Origin of the sequence: Staphylococcus piscifermentans, from assembly GCF_900186985.1 — a bacterium.
In the GTDB taxonomy this organism is placed as follows: Bacteria; Bacillota; Bacilli; order Staphylococcales; family Staphylococcaceae; genus Staphylococcus; species Staphylococcus piscifermentans.
Map to the genome: position 1 here is coordinate 107,579 of NZ_LT906447.1, position 20,749 is coordinate 128,327.

20 protein-coding genes are annotated in these 20,749 nt (G+C 38.4%); 12 read left to right on the top strand and 8 right to left on the bottom strand.

Annotated elements, in window-relative coordinates:
• Positions 1–68: 68 nt before the first annotated feature.
• Together CKV71_RS00430 and CKV71_RS00435 are read left to right on the top strand one after the other, a co-directional pair.
• Positions 69–1,019: a CorA family divalent cation transporter gene (locus CKV71_RS00430; protein ID WP_095102581.1), complete on the top strand. Its 951-nt coding sequence runs from the start codon at positions 69–71 to the stop codon at positions 1,017–1,019.
• A gap of 151 nt (positions 1,020–1,170) precedes the next feature.
• The gene (locus CKV71_RS00435) at positions 1,171–2,106 is read left to right on the top strand and encodes a CorA family divalent cation transporter (RefSeq protein WP_231917528.1); all 936 of its coding nucleotides are present in this window, start codon (positions 1,171–1,173) and stop codon (positions 2,104–2,106) included.
• A 161-nt stretch (positions 2,107–2,267) separates the two neighbouring features.
• Here CKV71_RS00435 and nagB read toward each other — a convergent pair whose 3' ends face one another.
• Positions 2,268–2,999: a glucosamine-6-phosphate deaminase gene (gene nagB / locus CKV71_RS00440; protein WP_095102587.1), complete on the bottom strand. Its 732-nt coding sequence runs from the start codon at positions 2,997–2,999 to the stop codon at positions 2,268–2,270.
• Positions 3,000–3,027: 28 nt separating this feature from the next.
• Positions 3,028–3,711, bottom strand: coding sequence for an N-acetylmannosamine-6-phosphate 2-epimerase (locus CKV71_RS00445; RefSeq protein ID WP_095102593.1), 684 nt, complete (start codon positions 3,709–3,711; stop codon positions 3,028–3,030).
• A 148-nt stretch (positions 3,712–3,859) separates the two neighbouring features.
• Between CKV71_RS00445 and CKV71_RS00450 the strand changes: the two genes are divergently transcribed.
• Positions 3,860–4,666 carry a MurR/RpiR family transcriptional regulator gene (locus CKV71_RS00450; protein WP_095102604.1) on the top strand — a complete coding sequence of 269 codons (807 nt, stop codon included), beginning with the start codon at positions 3,860–3,862 and terminating at the stop codon, positions 4,664–4,666.
• 101 nt (positions 4,667–4,767) lie between these two features.
• Here the strand turns inward: CKV71_RS00450 and CKV71_RS00455 are convergent, their stop codons facing one another.
• On the bottom strand, positions 4,768–5,634 hold the full coding sequence (locus CKV71_RS00455; protein WP_095102618.1) for an ROK family protein: 867 nt from the start codon (positions 5,632–5,634) through the stop codon (positions 4,768–4,770).
• A 228-nt stretch (positions 5,635–5,862) separates the two neighbouring features.
• On the opposite strand from CKV71_RS00455, the gene CKV71_RS00460 reads away from it, so the two are divergent.
• From CKV71_RS00460 to CKV71_RS00485, 6 genes are all read left to right on the top strand, one after another.
• A complete protein-coding gene (locus CKV71_RS00460) occupies positions 5,863–6,762 on the top strand; it encodes an N-acetylneuraminate lyase (RefSeq protein WP_095102621.1) in 900 nt (299 codons plus the stop codon).
• Positions 6,763–6,789: 27 nt separating this feature from the next.
• Positions 6,790–8,325: a sodium:solute symporter family protein gene (locus tag CKV71_RS00465; RefSeq protein ID WP_095102642.1), complete on the top strand. Its 1,536-nt coding sequence runs from the start codon at positions 6,790–6,792 to the stop codon at positions 8,323–8,325.
• Positions 8,326–8,476: 151 nt separating this feature from the next.
• Positions 8,477–9,856 (top strand): APC family permease, encoded by a 1,380-nt coding sequence (locus CKV71_RS00470; protein WP_095102647.1) that lies wholly within the window; start codon positions 8,477–8,479, stop codon positions 9,854–9,856.
• A gap of 137 nt (positions 9,857–9,993) precedes the next feature.
• The gene (locus CKV71_RS00475) at positions 9,994–11,352 is read left to right on the top strand and encodes an APC family permease (RefSeq protein ID WP_095102655.1); all 1,359 of its coding nucleotides are present in this window, start codon (positions 9,994–9,996) and stop codon (positions 11,350–11,352) included.
• 73 nt (positions 11,353–11,425) lie between these two features.
• The gene (locus CKV71_RS00480; protein ID WP_095102658.1) at positions 11,426–12,163 is read left to right on the top strand and encodes a class I SAM-dependent methyltransferase; all 738 of its coding nucleotides are present in this window, start codon (positions 11,426–11,428) and stop codon (positions 12,161–12,163) included.
• 197 nt (positions 12,164–12,360) lie between these two features.
• A complete protein-coding gene (locus CKV71_RS00485) occupies positions 12,361–13,221 on the top strand; it encodes a WYL domain-containing transcriptional regulator (RefSeq protein WP_095102661.1) in 861 nt (286 codons plus the stop codon).
• Positions 13,222–13,293: 72 nt separating this feature from the next.
• On the opposite strand, the gene CKV71_RS00490 is transcribed toward CKV71_RS00485, so the two are convergent.
• The gene (locus tag CKV71_RS00490) at positions 13,294–13,644 is read right to left on the bottom strand and encodes a MerR family transcriptional regulator (RefSeq protein WP_257213576.1); all 351 of its coding nucleotides are present in this window, start codon (positions 13,642–13,644) and stop codon (positions 13,294–13,296) included.
• 63 nt (positions 13,645–13,707) lie between these two features.
• On the opposite strand from CKV71_RS00490, the gene CKV71_RS00495 reads away from it, so the two are divergent.
• Positions 13,708–14,328 carry a nitroreductase family protein gene (locus tag CKV71_RS00495; protein WP_095102667.1) on the top strand — a complete coding sequence of 207 codons (621 nt, stop codon included), beginning with the start codon at positions 13,708–13,710 and terminating at the stop codon, positions 14,326–14,328.
• Positions 14,329–14,506: 178 nt separating this feature from the next.
• Here CKV71_RS00495 and CKV71_RS00500 read toward each other — a convergent pair whose 3' ends face one another.
• Complete coding sequence (locus tag CKV71_RS00500; protein ID WP_231917531.1) at positions 14,507–14,785, bottom strand: hypothetical protein; 279 nt, start codon at positions 14,783–14,785, stop codon at positions 14,507–14,509.
• A gap of 226 nt (positions 14,786–15,011) precedes the next feature.
• Here CKV71_RS00500 and CKV71_RS00505 point away from each other — a divergent pair, with 226 nt between their 5' ends.
• Together CKV71_RS00505 and CKV71_RS00510 are read left to right on the top strand one after the other, a co-directional pair.
• Positions 15,012–15,818 (top strand): metallophosphoesterase, encoded by an 807-nt coding sequence (locus tag CKV71_RS00505; RefSeq protein WP_095102673.1) that lies wholly within the window; start codon positions 15,012–15,014, stop codon positions 15,816–15,818.
• Between the two features lie 238 nt (positions 15,819–16,056).
• Positions 16,057–17,178 (top strand): M23 family metallopeptidase, encoded by a 1,122-nt coding sequence (locus CKV71_RS00510; RefSeq protein WP_126557813.1) that lies wholly within the window; start codon positions 16,057–16,059, stop codon positions 17,176–17,178.
• A gap of 62 nt (positions 17,179–17,240) precedes the next feature.
• Here CKV71_RS00510 and CKV71_RS00515 read toward each other — a convergent pair whose 3' ends face one another.
• The 3 genes from CKV71_RS00515 to CKV71_RS00525 form a co-directional block, all read right to left on the bottom strand.
• Entirely contained in the window at positions 17,241–17,855 is a 615-nt protein-coding gene (locus CKV71_RS00515) for a class I SAM-dependent methyltransferase (RefSeq protein WP_095102676.1), read from the bottom strand.
• Between the two features lie 152 nt (positions 17,856–18,007).
• Positions 18,008–19,390 (bottom strand): NAD-dependent succinate-semialdehyde dehydrogenase, encoded by a 1,383-nt coding sequence (locus tag CKV71_RS00520; RefSeq protein WP_095102679.1) that lies wholly within the window; start codon positions 19,388–19,390, stop codon positions 18,008–18,010.
• 11 nt (positions 19,391–19,401) lie between these two features.
• Positions 19,402–20,745 (bottom strand): APC family permease, encoded by a 1,344-nt coding sequence (locus CKV71_RS00525; protein WP_095102682.1) that lies wholly within the window; start codon positions 20,743–20,745, stop codon positions 19,402–19,404.
• Positions 20,746–20,749 lie beyond the last annotated feature (4 nt).

Sequence of the window (20,749 nt, forward strand, 5' to 3'; positions counted from 1 at the left end):
TGAGTTTCGCAACTGAGTTTAGTGGTAAAGACCAACTAAGTTGTATAACGAATAGAGGGGTGAAGCGGATGACGGTTAGGTGTATTTATGAAGATAAAAAGCACCAGCTTCAATCAACTGAACAGATTCACGAAGTACCTAAAGATAGTGAATTTATTTGGTACGATGTGATTGCACCGACGAATGAAGAAAAAGAATTTTTAAAGCAGACCTTTAAATTAAGTACGAAAGAAATTGAATCATCAGTATATACTTTATCTCAACCGGATATTTCACGAAATTCCCATCGAGAAGCACGTCACATTATTGCACATACGTTAGTTGATAAAGATTTTACGGCACGTGCACTGGGGATTACGATTGCAGGTAATACTATTGTCACATTGCATCATTCTGAGTTGGCATCGGTTTCTGACGTCAAACAACAGTTGTTAGATCATCAGCTTAAACCTGATGCTGAATTAGTGACTTTAGCACTCTTAGAAAATATTGTAGATACTTATTTTGTGCATGTTGAAAAAATCGAAGAGCGTGTATTTTCTTTTGAAACGTATAATATGGAATCTGCACGTAATAAGAAACTCATGCAGCAAGTTTTCGATATCAGAGCTGAAATTATTAAGTTGAAACGTATCTTATTACCGATGGAACAATTGGTCGATACGATTAAAGCATTTGGCACATTTGATAAAGATTCACAAAAGTCGCAGTTGTTCTATGATATTTATAATCAATTAAGACATGAAACCGAAACTTTAGCCTCGTGCGAAGATTTAACAGATGAGATTAAAGACAATGACCAATCCTATCACACAACACGTATCAGCAAGGTGATGAATGTATTGACGATTATTTCATCTATCTTCTTCCCGCTCTCTTTCTTATGCGGATGGTACGGTATGGGCTTCAAATTTATGCCAGAATACGATTGGAAATACAGCTATCCAGTCTTTATCGTCCTGGCTATTGTCATCACTGCAGCTTTAGTGATGTTATTTAAAAAGAAAAAATGGTTTTAAGATGAAATTGAATAATTTTTTGGAATCCTGGAGTAGTTATAGTACTTCAGGACTTTCTTTTGCTTTAGTGCGTTTTCAGCCGCATCTGCAGTGGTATCTAGTAAATAAAAGAGACACTTGAAAAGGCGTGAACATAATGACATTAACTTGCATGTATCAAAACGAAAATCAACAAATTATCACCACCAGCCACTTAGATAAAGTGCCCAAAAATAGCGGCTTTGTTTGGTATGACTGTATCCAACCTACCAAAGAGGAAAAGGAATATCTTCAAAACGACTTGAATTTAGATCAAAATGAAGTGGCTTCTTCAATTTACACGTTAGGCCATCCCGATATTTACCATAATGCTGAAGAAGATATTAAGCACATCATCGTGCACACATTGGACACGAAAGATTTTTCGGCTCGACCGTTGAATATTACGATTACGGAAAATAGTTTAGTCACGATTCATCAGTCTAAAATACCGCTCATCGATTATTTACAAGAATCATTAGAAAAAGGCTCAATTAAGCCGGATGCCGAAATGATTACTCTGAAGTTATTGCATAAGATTATCGAATCTTATTTTGCTTATGTAGGAGAAATTGAGGAAGAAGTATTTAATTTGGAATATCAAAATGTAGATTCCGATCGTAATAAAAAAATGATGAGGGAAGTTTACGATATTCGAGCTGAAATTATTAAATTGAAGCGCGTTATCTTACCTATGGAGCAACTAGTAGAAACGATTCAGACATCTAACCATTTCAATGAGAACCAACATAAGAAGCGCTTGGTGCATCGCATCTTAAATCAATTGAAGCATCAAACCGCAACTTTGAAGGCCTGTGAAGAATTAACCGACGAAATTAAAGATAATAATGAATCGTATCATTCGAGCCGTATCAATAGTGTGATTAATGTCTTAACTATACTATCTTCTATCTTTTTCCCACTCACACTTCTTACAGGATGGTTCGGAATGAACTTCACCAATATGCCGGAGCTGCACTGGAAATACAGTTATTTCGTATTCATCGGCATTACGGTCGTGTTATCTATTGCATTGATTGTGTTATTTAAAAAGAAAAGATGGTTTTGAGTTGAAGAATTGTGAATCTAGACACTTCTCGGAATTTAGTGTCTAGATTCTTATGTTTTCTGGACACTTTGCAGAATTTAGTGTCTAGATTCCCACATTTTCACACCGTTTATTCAAAAATCCACACATAAAACATAAAAAAACTGAGCACCCGGCTCAGTTTAGTGAAGTGCTTTGAAAATGACATCGTCTACAATAACTTCGACATTAGAATGGCGATGCAAGATAGAGGCTGGTAGCTCCTCAGAAATTTCTCCAGTAGCCAAGCGGCGAATCGCATCAATTTTTTTCTCGCCAAAAGCCAGCAAGATAATACGTTCTGCCCGCATAATTGAAGACAGTCCCATGGAAACCGCTTGTTTCGGCACATCATCGGCATGTTCAAAATGGATACTGTTTGCATGTAGTGTAGAAGGCGTCAGATCAACAATACTCGTAGTACTCTCAAAGGAAGTGCCCGGCTCATTAAAACCAATGTGGCCATTTTCTCCAATACCTAGAATTTGAATATCCGGTCGTCCCATTTCATGCAGCAATTGCTCATAACGTGCGCCTTCATCAACCGCCTCATCAGACTTCCCATTAGGAATATGAATATTAGATTCTTGCCAACCTTCATACTGATTGAATAAGCGCTCATGCATGTAAGTATAGTAACTTTGCGGATGTGTTGCCTCCAACCCTACATATTCATCTAGATTAAACGTATGTACCCCGCTGACATCCACTTGATTCGCTCTTAACAAATCGGTAAATTGCGGGTAAAGTTCAACCATAGTAGAACCTGTCGCTAATCCCAAAATCGCTTGCGGATTATTTTTAATCGTCTTTAATAATGCAATTGCTGTATATATACTCGCTGTACTTTTATCTTTCAAGTTATAAATGTTCATTACTTTGACTCTCCCAACTTGCTTATGACTATTCTTCTGCTGCTTGTACAAAGCGTTCGGTAATTTGTTTCGGACGAGTAATCGCGCCGCCTACTACTGTGCAATGAACGCCGAGATTGCTGACAGTTCGATACATTTCCGGAGTAATCACATTGCCCTCCGCAATCACTTTGGCCTCCACCTTTTCCAAGATTTCTTTTAAAAAAGCAAAGTCATTCTCGTACAAAATGTGCCCTTTAGTATAGTGAGTGTAGCCGCGCAGGGTCGTACCGATGTAATCGAAGCCTAGTTGATCGGCGTTGATGGCTTCGTCTACAGTAGAAATGTCCGCCATGATTTCTGTGTGAGGCGCATGTTCGCGAATATAAGCGACTAATTCAGCTAAGGTTTCTTGAGGGCGCTCTTGCTTTGTGGCATCTAAGGCGATAACGTCACAGCCGCTTTCGATTAATTCATCGACTTCCTTAGACGTGGCGGTGATAAACACCTCAGAACCTTCGTAATCTCGCTTTACAATACCAATGACAGGCAAGGGCACCTCTGCTTTAATCGCTTCAATATCTTCTTTCGTATTGGCGCGAATTCCGACCGCTCCGCCTTCATAAGCTGCGAGGGCTAATTTCGACATAATAAATGATGAATGCAACGGTTCATCAGGCAATGCTTGGCATGAAACAATTAATCCTTGTGGTAACATTCCGACACACTCCATCTCTTTTTGTTTTTGTAACTTAAGTAGGCAGTTCCTTTATCACTCTTATCATAGCACCAAGAAATTTTTAATCAATCGATAATTACAAATTGAAAAAGATTTTCATTTATATTACAGTTAACCTAAGATGAAGAGGGGAGATGAGGCAGTGAAGTTTGAAAGTCGCGTTCAGCAAAGCCGTCATTTACTGACGAAAATGGATAAAAAGATAGTGGCGTTTATACAAGAAAATGAATTAGATGATAGTTTCTCAACTATTAATTCGCTGGCACACGCAATCGGTACATCACCAGCCACTATTACACGTTTCAGCAACAAATTAAATTATGCGAACTTCCAAGATATGAAATTCAATCTGCAACATGAGAAGTCTGAAAGAGTAGTGGAAAATGCGCCATTAGTCCAGCAAATCCATCGTTACCATCAAAATATTATTCAACAAACAGGAGAATTTATTTCCGAGGAAAAAATCAAACGCTTCGCACACTATTTGAAAACCAGTCGCCAAGTCAACTACGCAGGACTAGGCAGTTCAGGACTGACCGCAAGCGAATTTTACTATCGCACCTTACGCATGGGAGTAAAAGGCATGGTTTCAACCGATGCACACCAAATGAAAATTTCTGCCTCCTTGCTTTCCTCAAAAGATATGTTCGTAGCCATTTCCAATAGCGGAGAAACTACAGAGCTTGCAGAAGCTGCACAAATCGCTCATAAACAAGGCGCTTACGTCGTCGTCATCACAAACTATGAAGGCAGCACCATTACCCAACATGCTAATCTCGTCCTCATTACCAGCGATCAATCACGCGTACACGATACACGCTTTATCAACACACAAATCGCGACCACCTTTCTGATGGACATCGTATGTTACCTGTTGCTGAAGAACGATTATATGCATAAACTTTATCAACATACACGCCACACCATTCTGGGAAAGAAAGATTTGTAAAGGAAGTCTCCCGTTTGTCTGAGGTAAGACTGAAGTAAGTGTAAAAAAACGCTCCATATCAATGTTTTGGTTGCACCTTACATAGATGTGGAGCGTTTATTTTATCTTTGAGAGACCACACCGAATAGGGCAGCATGATTCTCAGTTTGAGTTGTTTGCAAACGTGCCACCCCATAATCAGGAGGTAAGAAATCATGCACTTTAGGTTCGATATATTTTAATAAGGCAGCACCTTGAGCAGAAATTCCGCCGCCGATTAAAATCAATCCCGGATCATACATAATCTGAATTTGCGCAATTCCCTCTGCAACATGAGTAGCCCATTCATTCAAAATAGCTTGCGCAAGTGTATCACCAGTTTCTGCTAATTCAAATAAGCGAGGAACATTCGATGCAAACTCAAATTCCCATTTCTGCATCAATTCTTTTAAAGCAGCAGTCGAAGCACGTTTTTCAAAAGTTTTATCGTCTTCAGCACGATACAGCAGGTAACCAATCTCATTCGCACGATGCCGTTCTCCCGCATATAAACCTAATTTGTGATTATAAAATGCACCGCCAATCCCTGTACCTAAAGTTAAACAGAAAATATTTTCTTCTTCATATTGATGAAAAGCCAGTTCTCTTAATAGTGCAGCGTCTACATCGTTATAAATCTTTATTTGATTAGATAAGTCACTTAAAGCTTGGTAAAAATTTGTGCCATCAAAGTTTTGAATAGTAGGGCCGGTATAAACAACCTCTCCGCGCTCTGAATCAATTACTCCGGCACTTGAGATACCGATAAAGGGTGAAGCCAGTGCATATTGTTCAATATAATCTCTAATTAAGCGATACACTTTCTCCACAATGAGTACTTCTTTATTATCAGGTGTCGGTATCTTCACATATTTTACGATATCTAACTCATCATTTAAGACGGCAGCTTTGATGTTCGTTCCGCCGATATCTACTGCAATACTATACATGCGACATTCCTCCTATATTTATAACCATTATATTCACAAAGGTAGATTTCAGAAAGGCTATATCAATTTTTGAAAATAATTTTCATTAAAATCAGACAATTGTGTTAAAAGTTTTCAAATCTTATTGTTCAGCAAAATGATAGCGTTTACAATTAGGTTTGTAAATCAGCAATTCAAGTAGGACCAGTCAAATTTATCAATTAGTAAAGCTTTATATAGAGATTATTTATGTTTGGAGGAAAGCAAGATGGAAGAAAATTGAAAGGGTTATATGCCGCATTACTTGTACCATTTGATGAAAATGGCCAAGTCAAAGAAGAAGGATTAAAGGCTATTGCCAAGAATGCGATTGAAAATGAAGGATTAGATGGACTATATGTAAATGGAAGTTCAGGAGAGAACTTCTTAATTAATACAGCACAGAAGAAACAAATCTTTAAAATTGCAAAAGAAGCTGTCGGAGACGACGTGAAATTGATTGCGCAAATCGGCGCGCTTGATTTAAATGAAGCAATTGAACTCGGTAAATATGCGACTGAACTTGGCTATGATGCACTTTCAGCAGTCACACCGTTTTATTATCCACTCTCTTTTGAAGAAATTAAACAATATTACTTTGACTTAATTGAAGCAACTCAAAATAAGATGATTGTTTACTCCATTCCTGATCTGACAGGAGTTAATATCAACGTCGAGCAATTTGGCGAACTTTTCAATCATGAGAAAATTATTGGCGTGAAATACACAGCGCCTAATTTCTTCTTATTAGAACGTTTACGTAAAGCTTATCCAGATAAACTCATTTTCTCAGGCTTTGATGAAATGTTGATCCAAGCAGTTGCTTCAGGTGTAGACGGTGCCATCGGTTCTACATTTAATGTCAACGGTAAACGTACACGTCAAATCTTCGAATTAGCGCAACAAGGCAAAGTCGACGAAGCTTATCAAGTTCAACATGAAACAAACAATATTATTGCTAAAGTTTTAGAATTAGGACTGTATCCGACATTAAAAGAAATCTTGAAATATCGCGGTATCGATAGCGGTTTACCAAAACGCCCATTCGCGCCATTCAACGAAGAGAACAGAGCAGCTTTAGATGATTTAGTAAAACAATACAATTTGTAAAATAGAATATGATTAGGGGTGTTGTTTATGCAACAGGTTGGTTTTGGCGCATGGAACTGGGTTGCCGTTATTTTGTATCTCGTAGTGATGCTGATAGTGGGAGCCTACTTTACCAAACGTGCAAGTCAAAGCACAGATAGTTTCTTTACAGCAAGCGGACGCCTTCCTTCATGGGCAATAGGTTTCTCAATTTATGCAACGACATTAAGTGCAATTACATTTATGTCAACACCAGAAAAGGCCTTTCTGACAGATTGGTCCTATATTGCTGGAAACATTGCAATTGTTGCAATTATTCCGTTATTAATTGCATTTTACGTACCATTCTTTAAAAAATTAAAGGTCACATCAGCATATGAATACTTAGAAGCACGTTTCGGACCGAGTGTGCGTGTTATTGGTTCATTGCTCTTCGTGATTTTCCACTTAGGACGTATCGCCATTGTTATCTATTTACCGACATTAGCAATTACAGCAGTGTCTGATATCAATCCTTATCTAGTAGCGAGTTTAGTGGGTATCTTATGTATTCTGTACACATTCTTAGGTGGATTTGAAGGCGTAGTATGGAGCGACTTTATCCAAGGCGTCATTTTACTAGGAGGCGCTTTGATGATTATCATCATTGGTGCTATGGAAATCAAAGGCGGCTTTGGTACTATTGCTCACGATGCCGTCGCAAACAAGAAATTACTCAGCGCCGATAACTGGAAATTAAATTCAGCTGCTGCAGCGTTGCCGATTATTTTCCTGGGAAATATTTTTAATAACTTACATCAATATACAGCCAGTCAAGACGTTGTTCAACGTTACCAAGCTTCCGACTCTATTGATGAAACGAAGAAATCACTGTGGATCAACGGTATATTAGCCTTAATCTCAGCACCGATTTTCTACGGCATGGGAACAATGATGTATTCATTCTATAAACATTCTGATTCACTGCCTGAAGGTTTCAACACATCTTCAGTCGTACCTTACTTCATCTTGACAGAAATGCCACCATTTGTTGGCGGTTTACTGATCGCAGCCATCTTCGCAGCTGCACAATCTACCATTTCTTCAAGCTTGAACTCCATTTCAGCATGTATTTCTGAAGACATTAAAGACCGCTTCTTCGGAAAAGGAAAAGACGAGAAGAGTGAAGTACTCTTTGCGAGAATCACTATTGTAGTGGCTGGTTTGCTCAGCTACTGTATCGCAATCTATTTAATTGCAGCAGATTCTAACAACTTGTGGGATTTATTCTTATTAGTAACTGGATTATTCGGTGTACCTTTGGCAGGTATCTTTGCAGTTGGAATCTTTACGAAACGCGCCAATACCTTAGGCGTTATCGTCGGCTTACTTGCAGGTGTAGTGATTGCATATTTGATGAAAGGCGTAGGCGGAGCGAACTCTCCATTCTATGTTTCTATTATTTCATTCTTTATCGCCTTCATCTTTGGTTATTTAATCAGTTTATTCGTACCTGCGAAAAACGCTAAAGATATTACAGCTCTGACAATTTATGATAAAGATAAACCATCTACTTACGTTTCTAAAGTAGCCACAAGAAAATAATGCGTATCACAAGCTCAGGATCCCGAGACTCAAATGCATGTCTCGGCCCTGAGCTTTTACATTTATACTCCGTCTTAAAATGGCAATTTTAGGGTATTAAATACACAATACGATATCTTTTTTGCTAAATTGAGAAGAAGGCGGTGTTAAGTTGAATAAACTAGGATTTTGGTCCATCGTGCTGTTAACTATCAACTTAATAGTAGGTTCAGGCATTTTCTTATCCCCTGGAACAGTTGTTGGTATGGCAGGCAAGTATACACCGCTTGTTTATTTGATTGCTGCTTCCTTTGCAGGCGTTCTAGCTATTTCCTTTGCGTCCGCAGCTAAATATGTCAATAAAGGCGGCGCGGCTTATGCTTATTCGACAGCTGCTTTCGGAGAGCATATCGGCTTCTATGTCGGCATAGCTCAATTTATTGCAGGCAGTATTGCTTGGGGTGTGATGGCGACTGCAGTGGTGAAGACGATTTTAGTCATTACAGGTGGGCCTAGTAATAATCTATTATGGATTACCATCGGCATTTTAATATTAATGGTAATTATCTTTTGTATTAATATCTTCGGTACTAAATTATTTGAGTTAGTTAATAACCTTTCAACAGCAGGTAAATTGATCTCGCTTGGAACAGTAATTATAGCGGGTTTAATTGTCATTATTTCTACTGGCAAATCACATTACTATGAGATAGACCATCTCGTAAATACTTCACATTTAGATAGTTCAGGATTTGTAATGGCCATCATTGCTGCCTTCTATGCCTTTACAGGATTTGAAAATGTAGCAAACGGGTCTCAAGATATGCAATCTCCTGAAAAAAATCTGCCGAAAGCCATTCCAGTAGCTATCCTCATCATCGGAACAGCTTTTATAGGACTTATCACGATTATTATGATGCTTAATCCTGAGGCTTTACTCAGAACTAAACAAGTGGTCTCGCTTGTGGCAATCTTCAAATCGCCGATTCTCTATAACATTATTTTATATGGGGCTTTAATTTCAATGTTTGGCATCAATATTGCAACATCATTCTCCATTCCACGTATGTTGGAATCTGTTGCAGAAAAAGGACAGTTGCCAGCATGGTTTAAATATCGAAATCAATATGGCTTTCCGCTTCACGCTTTTCTAGTCACTGCCCTTGTTGCAGTGTTGCTGCCGATGTCCTTCCGCTTCGAAATGGACAGCATCATCGTACTCAGCGCAATTTCGCGATTTGTACAATTCTTAATCGTGCCCGCTGCTTTGATTACATTCTATATGGGCAAAGCGCACGACGATGTACTCGATTCTGCGAAAAAGAACATCTTTACAGATATGTTCATGCCAAGTATTGCTTTATTCCTGACTGTCTTCATGCTCTTAAGATTTGATTGGAAAAGCGAGTTTTCCGTGAAACATCATGACGTCTTAGTGCCGAATTATTCAGCAATCATTGCCATGGTAATAGGTTATATCATACTGCCAATAATTCTGTTTTGGATAAATCACCGTAGAGAAGTTAAAAGAAAAGCTGCAGAAGAATGTTAAAAATATAAGGAAGAAAGGGGCTTTTACAAAATAATTTCTGAATATTCTTATAATGATATTGACTTACCTTCAAATACGAATATAAATGGACGTACTATTCAAAGACTTTATTAATCAAGCTGAAAGTATGTGATGATATGAAAAAATTAGGATTTTGGTCAATTGTTTTATTCGCAATCAACTCAATTATAGGATCAGGTATCTTTTTATCGCCAGCAGCCGTTATTAAAATTGCAGGGAAATATACACCCATCGTTTACATTTTCGCTGCGTTGTTAGCTGCTATTTTAGCCATTACTTTTGCGGCAGCAGCCAAATATGTAACTAAAAGTGGGGCAGCATATGCTTATGCAACTGCAGCTTTTGGTGAGAATATTGGTTTTTATGTAGGGATTACCAGATTTATCGCTGGTAGCATCGCTTGGGGTGTAATGGCAACTGCAGTAGTCAAGACAGTCATAACTATTTTCGGAGGAGATAACACCAGTTTCTGGATGATTACTTTAGGGCTAGTGTTATTGATGGTAATACTATTAATCATCAATATGTCCGGAAATAAAATTTTCGAGATTATTAATAATCTTTCTACCATCGGAAAATTACTTGCACTATTAACCACTATTGTAGCCGGAGTAGTCATTGTGATAATGACGCGAGAGAATCACTTCAATGAGATTAACCATATTGTAGATACTTCAAGTATTAACGGTTCTACTTTAGTGATGGCAGTTGTCGCCGCTTTCTATGCTTTTACAGGATTTGAAAGTGTAGCAAATGCATCAGAAGATATGAAACAGCCTGAAAAGAACTTGCCGAGAGCCATTCCTTTAGCTATTTTAGTTATTGGTGTAGTATATATCGGTATCATTTTAGCCACAATGATGGTAAATCCTGGAGCTTTGATTAAGACCAAAGAAGTCGTGTCACTTGTCGCAGTATTTGATTCACCTATTATTTACAACATTATTTTATACGGTGCTTTAATCTCAATGTTTGGTATCAACGTTGCCGCTTCCTTTGGAACACCAAGAATACTCGAGGCTATCGCAAATGAAAATCAAGTGCCACATTGGTTTAAGAAACGTACGAAACAAGGCTTTCCATTTATTGCCTTTATGACAACTTTCTTAGTGGCGGCAGTCTTACCAATGGCCTTCCAATATGATATGACCAGTATCATTATTTTAAGTTCCATTTCACGTTTTATCCAATTTTTAGTTGTGCCGGTAGGGGTATTGATGTTCTATTTTGGAAAAGAACGAGGCTATACCTTAGAAAATGTGCACAAGAACATAGTGACAGATGTAGTCTTACCTGTCATTTCATTACTACTTACCGTCCTTTTATTAGTCATGTTTGATTGGAAAGGACAATTCTCTATCAAAACTGATAGTGGCACAATGCTGAACTACTACGCAATAACAGCTATGGTCATCGGGTATGTCATACTTCCCGCAGTCTTATTTTGGGTCAATAAAAAAAGAATAGCAAAATAATGCGTATCATTTGATATAAACAAGCGGAATGGTTTTTCATAAAAGAAAGTCACAATACAAAAGGAGTTCTATTATGGCAGACCAACGTAATGCGTTTACGCTCAGATTATTAGAAGATGCAAACATTCATCCAGAAATGCGCGTGTTAGATATAGGATGCGGACCTGGAGAAGTGACAGGACTGCTGGCAGCGCTAGTAGGTGTTTCTGGGAAAGTCATCGGTATCGATAACAACACGCAATTATTGAATCTCGCGAAGCAAAATCATAGTGGTGAGAATATTGAATATAGAGAAGCGGATTTGTACAACTTACCAAATGATTTAGGACAATTTGATGCAATAGTAGGACGCCGTGTCCTCATGTATCTACCTGACCCCATGCAAGCTTTAGAAAATTTAAAACCATTGTTGAAACCAGATGGTCTATTTATTTTCCAAGAAAGTGATGCGATTAATGGTGGTACAGGAGGAGATGCGCTGCCTCGCCACCAGCAAGCCATTCAATGGGTTTGGCAAACAGTCGAGTTGGAAGGCGGAGACATTCATATCGGTGAGAAATTGTACGAGATGTACGTTCAGCTCGGCATTGAAGCGCCGCATATTATAGCAGAAGTCGTGATGCAGACATCGAAAGAGAACGATCTTGCTTGGCTCGTAGAAATGATGTTACCGAGAATGCAGGAACATCAAGTGTTGAATAGAGATTTCTCTATTGATACCTTTAAAAAAGAATTGCAGGAAGAAGCGGAAGGCGTAAATACTGCCTTTATCCGAGATACCGCTTTCGGCATTTGGGGAAAGCTTAAATAAAAGAAACACTTTGAGAGTTGGGAGGACTTTCAAAGTGTTTCTTTTAGGAATTAGAAAAAATTTGTTTATCTATATTGCAATATAGGTAATAATTTATAATAATATAGGGGATTATTTGATAATTGCAATAGAAGATTGTGTGATGATCATTAATTGTCTGCATTTTAATGTATATTGTGTTTTAGGAGTGAGTTAAGATGGATAAGTCAACAAGAGTCCTGAATATCTTCACACGCTTATTGAATGGAGAAACGGTCAGAAAGTCAGAGCTCTCTGAGTTTGGGAATGTGAGTACGAAGTCTATTCAAAGAGACGTTAGGATAATCAATGATTTTTTCTATGAAAGTGAGTATTGGAATAATAGAAACACTGAAATTGTTTATAAAAAGAACGGCTATGAATTAATCACGCATTTTAATAGTTTAAACAGCTTAGCGTTGCTAGGGCTTATGATTAAGATTAAAAGTTTAACGCCTATCTTGCATGTTGATGTATACAATTTATTCAAAAGAGAAATACAAAATATGCGTATGGAAGATAGAAAGGTTTTATATGAAATGCTAAATCATTTTAAAAAACGAAATGATATGTTTCCTGGACAAACATTAATGCTGATAGAAAAAGCGATTAGTCAGAAAAACTTAGTTTGGATGAAATTTAACGGCCATATTATAGAAGTAAAGCCATTATCGACGATGTACATGCACTACGATTATTGGTTTACATATGAATATGACAAAACGATTTACACTAAACGTGTACGCCTTATTGAAAATTTCAAAGTCTCCGATCATACTTTTAATGAAGTGAAAAGTAAAGAATTAGTGACCGTTGAAATTGATCAAACCAAATGGGAGTTATTTCGACAGCAATATACTATAGTTGAAGAATTAGAACGTACTAAGGATGGAAAAATAATTGTGAGGATTGCGTGTACAGAGCTAGATGCTTACTACATCGCATATCAGATGGCACCTTTGGCACGTATTTTAGAACCTCAAAAGTATATAGATAGCTTTATTGAGCGTCTTAATCAAATCAAAAGTTGCTACGAGTAAACAAAAAATATGCAAAGCAGACGCATATCCAATCCCCTCACTAGTGGTGTAGTAAGGGGATTTGTTTGTTATTCATTTAGTTTGAGATAGCTTCTCTTCAATCGCAGAAATACGCAAATCGACAATTTCTCTTTCTGCTTTCAATACATTCAGGTGGGCTTCTAAAATATCCGCAATCTGCGCTTCATCCCTAGAAAGTTTCTCTACACTTTGTTTAATTTGTTTCAATGGCATACTGAGCAAACTGAAACATTGGATCAAGCTGACCATCTCAATATCTTTTTGAGAATAGACACGTTGATTATGTGCATCACGCTCAATATTCATCAACAATCCATGCTTCTCGTAATAACGCAATTTACTTTTGGAGATGTCTTTCATATCAGACACCTCTTGAATTGAATATTTTTCCAAACAAATCACTTCCCTTAAACCATGGTTTAACCTATATTCTATTATATAGAAAAATGCTTACGAGGTGAAAGAATGGAAAACTTTACTGATATTCTGAACGGTAGAAAATCTGTAAAAGGGTTTGACCCTGAATATAAAATTCCAAAAGAAGAAATGGATGAAATCTTAGCACAAGCGGCAAAAGCGCCTTCTTCAGTGAACATGCAGCCATGGAGAGTGGCGGTCGTTCAAAGTGATGAAGCTAAAGATAAACTAAGACCATATATCCAATTTAATACGAATCAAAATGATACATCTTCAGCAATGCTCGTTATCTTCGGCGACTTGCAATGTTATGAATATGCAGACTTCATTTATGAAAGCGCTGTGGAAAATGGCATGATGCCAGAAGAAGTGAAAGATCAAATGTTGCCATTAGTGAAAGATGGCTATCAAAATTTAGCACGTGAACAAATGAATGACATCGTAAAAATAGACAGCAGTTTAATGGCAATGCAATTAATGCTCGTTGCGAAACAACACGGATATGATACTAATCCGATAGGCGGGTTTGATGCGGATCAAATCGGCGAAGTCCTCGGTTATCCGTTAGACCGCTATGTACCTGTCATGATTGTCGCAATCGGCAAGAAAGCCAAAGAACCACGCGACTCCTTCAGAATGCCGACTGAAAAATTTGTAGAATATCAATAAACGAGGATGAAATACGCGATTTAACACCATCTGCAAAATTTGTTATTCTATTATAGTCATAAAAAAGACACCCCATTAGTTCCGAATCAGAACTGTTGGGGTGTTCCTGCGTTTGAAATATAATATGTGTAAAATATTCACAACCGCACAGACACGGAAAACCGCGTACAGAATCAAATCAGTCCGTGGTCTCCATATCATGCTCAGCTTCAGACTGAAGTTTGAGCTGCACCGCGGTAGCTTTAAATACATCTTGTGTATAGAAATGCTTAATACCGCCGTCATTCGGAGAAAATGACGCAATCATGCCATTCTCAATCCAATGATTAATCAAAGATTGAGGATAGCCTGCCTCCACCAATTCGTCTTCGTCAGTTATTAACTGATCCCAAGACATATTAATATCTCGTAAATCAATCATAAATTCAGAAGCTTCATATTGGTCCAAAAAAATCACCCTTCCTTATGTTGAATGGGAGCTTTTTCTGGGAGAGACCTGTCTGCAGATTTTTTCTCCACTCTTAAGTTTACCCGTCATGTATAATTTTAATTACAGTTTCCTAAGTTTCTAATATTCACATTTTTGTGTAGATTGACACATTACACTCAGCAATCCATTATACTTGTGCTCAAATGCCGATAAGCTAAAATATAAAATAAATACCTAGAAAGGAGGGCGTACCATGAAAATAGGAACCATCTCAGATCTGCATATCGACCGTCCTTCCGATTACACAGAAACCGAATATGCAGAAACACTCGCACAATTGACCCAAGACCACCAGCTCGACGTCCTTCTTATAGCCGGCGATATCTCCAACGACTATCGCAAATCCTACCAATTCGTGAAAGCAATGCAGCGCCTGACCTACAAAGAAATACTTTTCATTCCAGGCAACCACGATTACTGGCAAGTAGACGATAAGACCACCCATCAAATACACGAATTTTTCATGCAACAGCCCGAGTGTCTGATGGGCCATCCCTACATCATTAACGATGAGTGGGCCATTGTCGGCAACAGCGGTTGGTACGACTACACCTATGCCAGTCCAGAATACACCACCGAACGACTAGAACGTCGCCGCTTCAAAGGCGCAACCTGGCAAGATAAAGTACACGTAGACTGGGGCATGAGCGATATCCAAGTGTCACATAAAGCTGCCGCCTTGGCGAAAAGAGACCTTCAGAAAGCAGGAGACCGAAAGATTATTCTCGCGACACACGTGGTCACTACCCCAAGTTTCCGAGTGCCTATGCCACATCGAATCTTTAATTATTTCAACGCATTTATAGGCACATCAGATTTTGAGCCGCTGTATCATCAATATAATATTCAATATAGTTTGATGGGACATGTACATTTCAGAGGAGAAACAGAAAGAGCCGGCATTGAATTTGCCTGTGTATCTTTAGGTTACTTTAGAGAATGGCGCACTAAAGATATTGAACGTGAAATGTCACATGCTTTGAAAGTAATTGAAATCTAATAAACAGCAAATCGTAATCATTGTAATATAGTTTGAAATATAAGATATATATGTGCAAAAACTTTATGTTCTCAACGCTGATTTAACAATACTCGTAGAAAATTCAAATGTATGTAACCATATTACATACAAAATACAATTTCTTACAAATCAATTGAGTGCCTTTATTTTATTGACCGGCCATGATAGTTTATAACTTGTAAATTTGATTAAACGAAAAGGACGGGGAAAAAACAATATGAATAAATTATTGACGGCAACAATTGTAGGTTTAGGAGTGTCATCAGTAGGATTCATCAGTCACAGTGCAGATGCAGCGGAACAAACACAAGGAACACCGCAAGTTGAACAACAGCAACAACAAACTAAAGGTTATTCTTACGGTTCTTACTTCACTAAAGATGCACAAGGCAACTACCATCACACATTAGACGGCAATTGGAATCAATCAATGTTTGATAATCATGAATATCAATTTACATTAACTGATTCAGAAGGCGCAACACATTATTTCTACTTCCCTCAAAGTGCGCTCAGTCAAAATTACCAACAAGACGATAATAACTACTCTCACAATGCTTCAAATGCAGAAGTACATAATGAAGGTTACGATGTAAACGAAACACCTTCAGCGCAAGATAAAGCTCAGAATCCAAATGATGCAGAAGCAACAACAGAGAATACAACTTCAAACAATAGTGCTGATCCGCAAAACAATGCAGCAACGACTCAAAATACAACAAATACACAAGTAAACAATCAAGCACAAGATGCTTCAACATATAATCAATCAAATGAACAAATTTCAAATACACAATCACAAAACGCTACTTCAAGTGCGCAAACACCACAAACTGCACAAGCACCGCAAATAAATAATGCTCAAGACAATGCGGGCGGTTCAAGCGAAGGCACTACAACACAAACACCTGATACGAGTGATAACGGAGACGGCGCTAAAGCACAAGATGCAAGCTGGTTAACAAAACATCCTAAATTACAAGAATACGGACAATATCACGGTGGCGGTGCGCACTACGGTGTTGACTATGGTATGCCAGAAAACACACCCGTTTATTCATTAACAGACGGCACGGTTACACAAGCTGGCTGGAGCAACTATGGCGGCGGTAACCAAGTTACCATCCAAGAGAAAAACAGCGACAACTATCAATGGTATATGCACATGAACAAATTAAACGTGCAACAAGGCCAAAATGTAAATGCAGGTGACCAAATCGGTCAATCAGGCAGTACAGGTAATTCAACTGCACCACACTTACATTTCCAACGCATGCAAGGTGGAGTAGGCAACCAATACAGCGTTAACCCTGATAGTTACATCAATAGTAAACAATAATAGATAATATTAGATAAAAGAACGTTACGACAAACAGAAAATGTTGTCATAACGTTCTTTTTTTAATCTTCCACTTTTTCAATATGACCTTGAATCACACTGCCGACACCATTATGCTTGCTGCCCTCATGGCGTTCAACCTCCACCTTTTCCAAACGATGAACCTTCACCGGCAAATCAGATAAATAATCCTTAATTTCATCCACATCGTACAACATGTTCACATCTTTAGGGCCACCCGTACCGAAATTCACCTGATCTTTAGCATAGAATTCAAAATAACTATGACCATGATTAACCAGTGGACGAACCAAATTATTAAACATGCCGGGTTTGTCCTCAGTCAGCACATGACCAAACACATTAATAGTATAATCAAATGAATTGTCAGCCACTAAATTGGCCTCAGTCACATCACCATAACGCGCATCAATCTTCACACCCGCTTCACTTGCCAACTTCACTTGCTTCTCAATCCCGACCTTCGACAAATCGTACGTCGTCACTTTATAACCGAGACCCGCTAAATAAACCGCATTCCGGCCTTCACCTTCAGCAATAATCAGCACCCTCTCAGAATCAGCAGTCTCGCGATTAAATACCTCCTCAATATACGCATTAGGAGATTTCCCATAAATATAATCCTTCCCATCAAACTTTTTATCCCAAATATACATTCTAATTCCTCCTTTGAAAAAGAAACCATTAAAAAGCGGAGCACCAGAAAAGTGCCTCCGCTGTATAAAAGCATATTAAGCATAAGAAAGTTTTAAACATGTCGCAAACAAAAGGGACTTGAACAAAATAATGTCCCCGTCCCTTCAAGCATTTACATATTGCCGATAGATAAATATTTAGTTTCTAAATAAGGTTGAATACCTTCAATACCGCCTTCACGGCCATAACCGCTCTCTTTCATACCGCCGAATGGAGCATGAGCAGCAGAAGGACCTCCATCGTTCCAGCCAATGACACCATAATCCAAATGATTATAGAGATGGAAGCCAGTTTTATAATCATTTGTGAAGAAGTAAGCTGCTAAACCAAATTCTGTATCGTTCGCATATTGAATCGCATCATCTAATTCAGAATAACTCATCACGGGTGCCACAGGGCCGAACGTTTCTTCATGCATGATTACCATATCTTGATTAACATTAGAAATCACTACAGGCTTCAAGAAATTACCGCCTAATGACTCAATATCTTCCAATGAACGAGAAAGTTTACCGCCTTTAGCTTCAGCATCTTTAATTTGAGCGACGACTTTGTCTACTGCTTTTTGATTGATTAAAGGACCTACATCAACGCCTTTATCCAGACCATTACCCACTTTCAAAGCATCCACTTTTTGAGTTAACTTTTCTACGTAAGTCGATACAATATCCTCATGCACATAAATACGGTTAGCACAAATACACGTTTGACCTGCGTTTCTGAACTTCGTAGCAATTGTCTGATCCACTGCAAAGTCAATATCAGCATCTTTATGAACAATAACAGGCGCCAGTCCACCTAATTCCATCGTGACATTTTTAACTGAATCCGCAGCACCTTCGATTAATTTTTTGCCGACAGGAGTAGAACCTGTAAAAGTAATCTTTTGAATGATTGAGCTTTCTGTGAAAATACGGCCAGCGTCTTTACCAGAAGCAATGACGTATTGAATCGCATCTTCAGGAATGCCCGCTTCATGCGCAAGTTCTACTAAACGAATCGTCGTTAATGGCGTTTGCACAGCAGGTTTACACACAATCGTACAGCCGGCAGCTAGGGCAGGGGCCATTTTACGTGTAATCATTGCAGCTGGGAAGTTCCAAGGTGTAATCGCACCTACTACTCCAACTGGAAATGACTGAATAATAATCTTCTTAGAAGTCGTATTAGCCGGAATTGTACGTCCATAGAGACGCTTCGCTTCCTCTGCATACCAGTCTACATATGAACGCGCATAATCCACTTCACCTAAAGCTTCTTTCAAAGGTTTGCCGCCTTCTTTGGTAATCAATTCAGCTAATTCTTCTTTGTGTTCATCGATTAATTGAGACCAAGCCCATAACTTTTGCGAGCGTGTATGTGCATCTACTTCTCGCCAAGACTCAAAGGCTTTCTGCGCATTTTCAATTTGTTGATGAATCGTTGCTTCATCTGTGTACTCTAAAGTTTCAATGACATCATTCGTTGCCGGGTTCAAAACTTCTAATTTTACCATTTTTTACCACCTCATTTTTCCTCTTTTGAACATAGTATAATACTGCTGCCATACCATACAAATACGATCAGCCATTCAGACGGCCATAATAATGATGAAGGCATGCCAGGCAAGTAAATTGCTATGAACGATAAACTTAAAATAATTGCGATAACTCCTACAACTTTGCCGTTTTTAATTTTATAAGGGCGTTCTAAATCTGGAGCCGTTTTTCTTAGTTTTAAGAATGATAATGCCACTAGGAAATATCCAATTACTACACCTATACCCCCTGCATCTACAATCCATACTAAAGCAGGGCGTCCTAATAATGGTGCTACGAAAGCTAGTATTCCTAAGAAGATAATACCATGAGTAGGCGTTTTATATTTTGGATGAATATAAGCGAACCATTTAGGAATCATGCCGTTCTTAGCCATAGCATATAAAATTCTGCTTCCACCTATAATAAAAGCGTTCCAACTTGTAATAATACCAGCTACTCCTCCGAGAACGAGTAGTACACCGAAACCGCTGCTTCCAAATAAGTTAACCATCGCATCAGCAGTCGCTAAATTGCTTGTTTTTAATTCTTTAGGTGTTAAGCCTGTAGCTACACCGAAGACGATTAATAAGTAGAAAAAGACAGATGCAATGATAGAAATAATCAATATTTTTCCGATTTTCTTAGAAGGGGCTTTTACCTCTTCAGCAATTTGCGGAATAACATCGAAACCAACGAACAAGAACGGAATCATAATGAGAATGGACATTGTACCGCCGAAACCATCAACAAATAGTGGTTTCAAATTGTGGAAGTTTCCATTCACACCAGCGCCCCCAACCAGCAGAAGGCCGACTGCTACAATAAAAACTGTAAAGACTGTCTGCGTAATCGCAGCTGGTTTAATACCAAAATAGTTAAGTGATGTTAAAATGACACTGCCGATGGATCCAATCAGTACCCAAGTTAAATAAACATCCCATCCCTGGATATTCCATAAAAATCCTGAGTGTTTGAAAGGAAGCACGTAATCAATTACTGTAGGCAGAGCCACAGCTTCAAATGTAATAACTGAGACATAACCGAATAAAACAGACCAGCCAGAAATAAAGGCAAGACCCGGTTTAAAGGCTTTTTTAACAAAGACGAAGCCACCGCCAGTTTCTGGAAATGCTGAGGCTAATTCAGCATATGTCAAACCGATAAAGATAACGAATAATCCACCAATTAGAAATGCAATGATGCTCCCTAAAAATCCTGCTGTTGAAACCCATTCTCCTGATAATACAACCCATCCCCAACCGAGCATGGCTCCGATGGCAAGAAACAAAACATCCATAATGCTCATGGATTTATTGAAATGTGATTTCATAACG

Bases quoted from the DNA above. Each gene is read 5' to 3' on its own strand.
- CKV71_RS00520 (WP_095102679.1), bottom strand. From the start codon at position 19,390: ATGGTAAAATTAGAAGTTTTGAACCCGGCAACGAATGATGTCATTGAA.
- CKV71_RS00460 (WP_095102621.1), top strand. From the start codon at position 5,863: ATGTTTGGAGGAAAGCAAGATGGAAGAAAATTGAAAGGGTTATATGCC.
- CKV71_RS00435 (WP_231917528.1), top strand. From the start codon at position 1,171: ATGTATCAAAACGAAAATCAACAAATTATCACCACCAGCCACTTAGAT.
- CKV71_RS00455 (WP_095102618.1), bottom strand. From the start codon at position 5,634: ATGTATAGTATTGCAGTAGATATCGGCGGAACGAACATCAAAGCTGCC.
- CKV71_RS00525 (WP_095102682.1), bottom strand. From the start codon at position 20,745: ATGAAATCACATTTCAATAAATCCATGAGCATTATGGATGTTTTGTTT.
- CKV71_RS00475 (WP_095102655.1), top strand. From the start codon at position 9,994: ATGAAAAAATTAGGATTTTGGTCAATTGTTTTATTCGCAATCAACTCA.
- CKV71_RS00480 (WP_095102658.1), top strand. From the start codon at position 11,426: ATGGCAGACCAACGTAATGCGTTTACGCTCAGATTATTAGAAGATGCA.
- CKV71_RS00465 (WP_095102642.1), top strand. From the start codon at position 6,790: ATGCAACAGGTTGGTTTTGGCGCATGGAACTGGGTTGCCGTTATTTTG.
- CKV71_RS00495 (WP_095102667.1), top strand. From the start codon at position 13,708: ATGGAAAACTTTACTGATATTCTGAACGGTAGAAAATCTGTAAAAGGG.
- CKV71_RS00515 (WP_095102676.1), bottom strand. From the start codon at position 17,855: ATGTATATTTGGGATAAAAAGTTTGATGGGAAGGATTATATTTATGGG.
- CKV71_RS00430 (WP_095102581.1), top strand. From the start codon at position 69: ATGACGGTTAGGTGTATTTATGAAGATAAAAAGCACCAGCTTCAATCA.
- nagB (WP_095102587.1), bottom strand. From the start codon at position 2,999: ATGAACATTTATAACTTGAAAGATAAAAGTACAGCGAGTATATATACA.
- CKV71_RS00510 (WP_126557813.1), top strand. From the start codon at position 16,057: ATGAATAAATTATTGACGGCAACAATTGTAGGTTTAGGAGTGTCATCA.
- CKV71_RS00485 (WP_095102661.1), top strand. From the start codon at position 12,361: ATGGATAAGTCAACAAGAGTCCTGAATATCTTCACACGCTTATTGAAT.
- CKV71_RS00505 (WP_095102673.1), top strand. From the start codon at position 15,012: ATGAAAATAGGAACCATCTCAGATCTGCATATCGACCGTCCTTCCGAT.
- CKV71_RS00445 (WP_095102593.1), bottom strand. From the start codon at position 3,711: ATGGAGTGTGTCGGAATGTTACCACAAGGATTAATTGTTTCATGCCAA.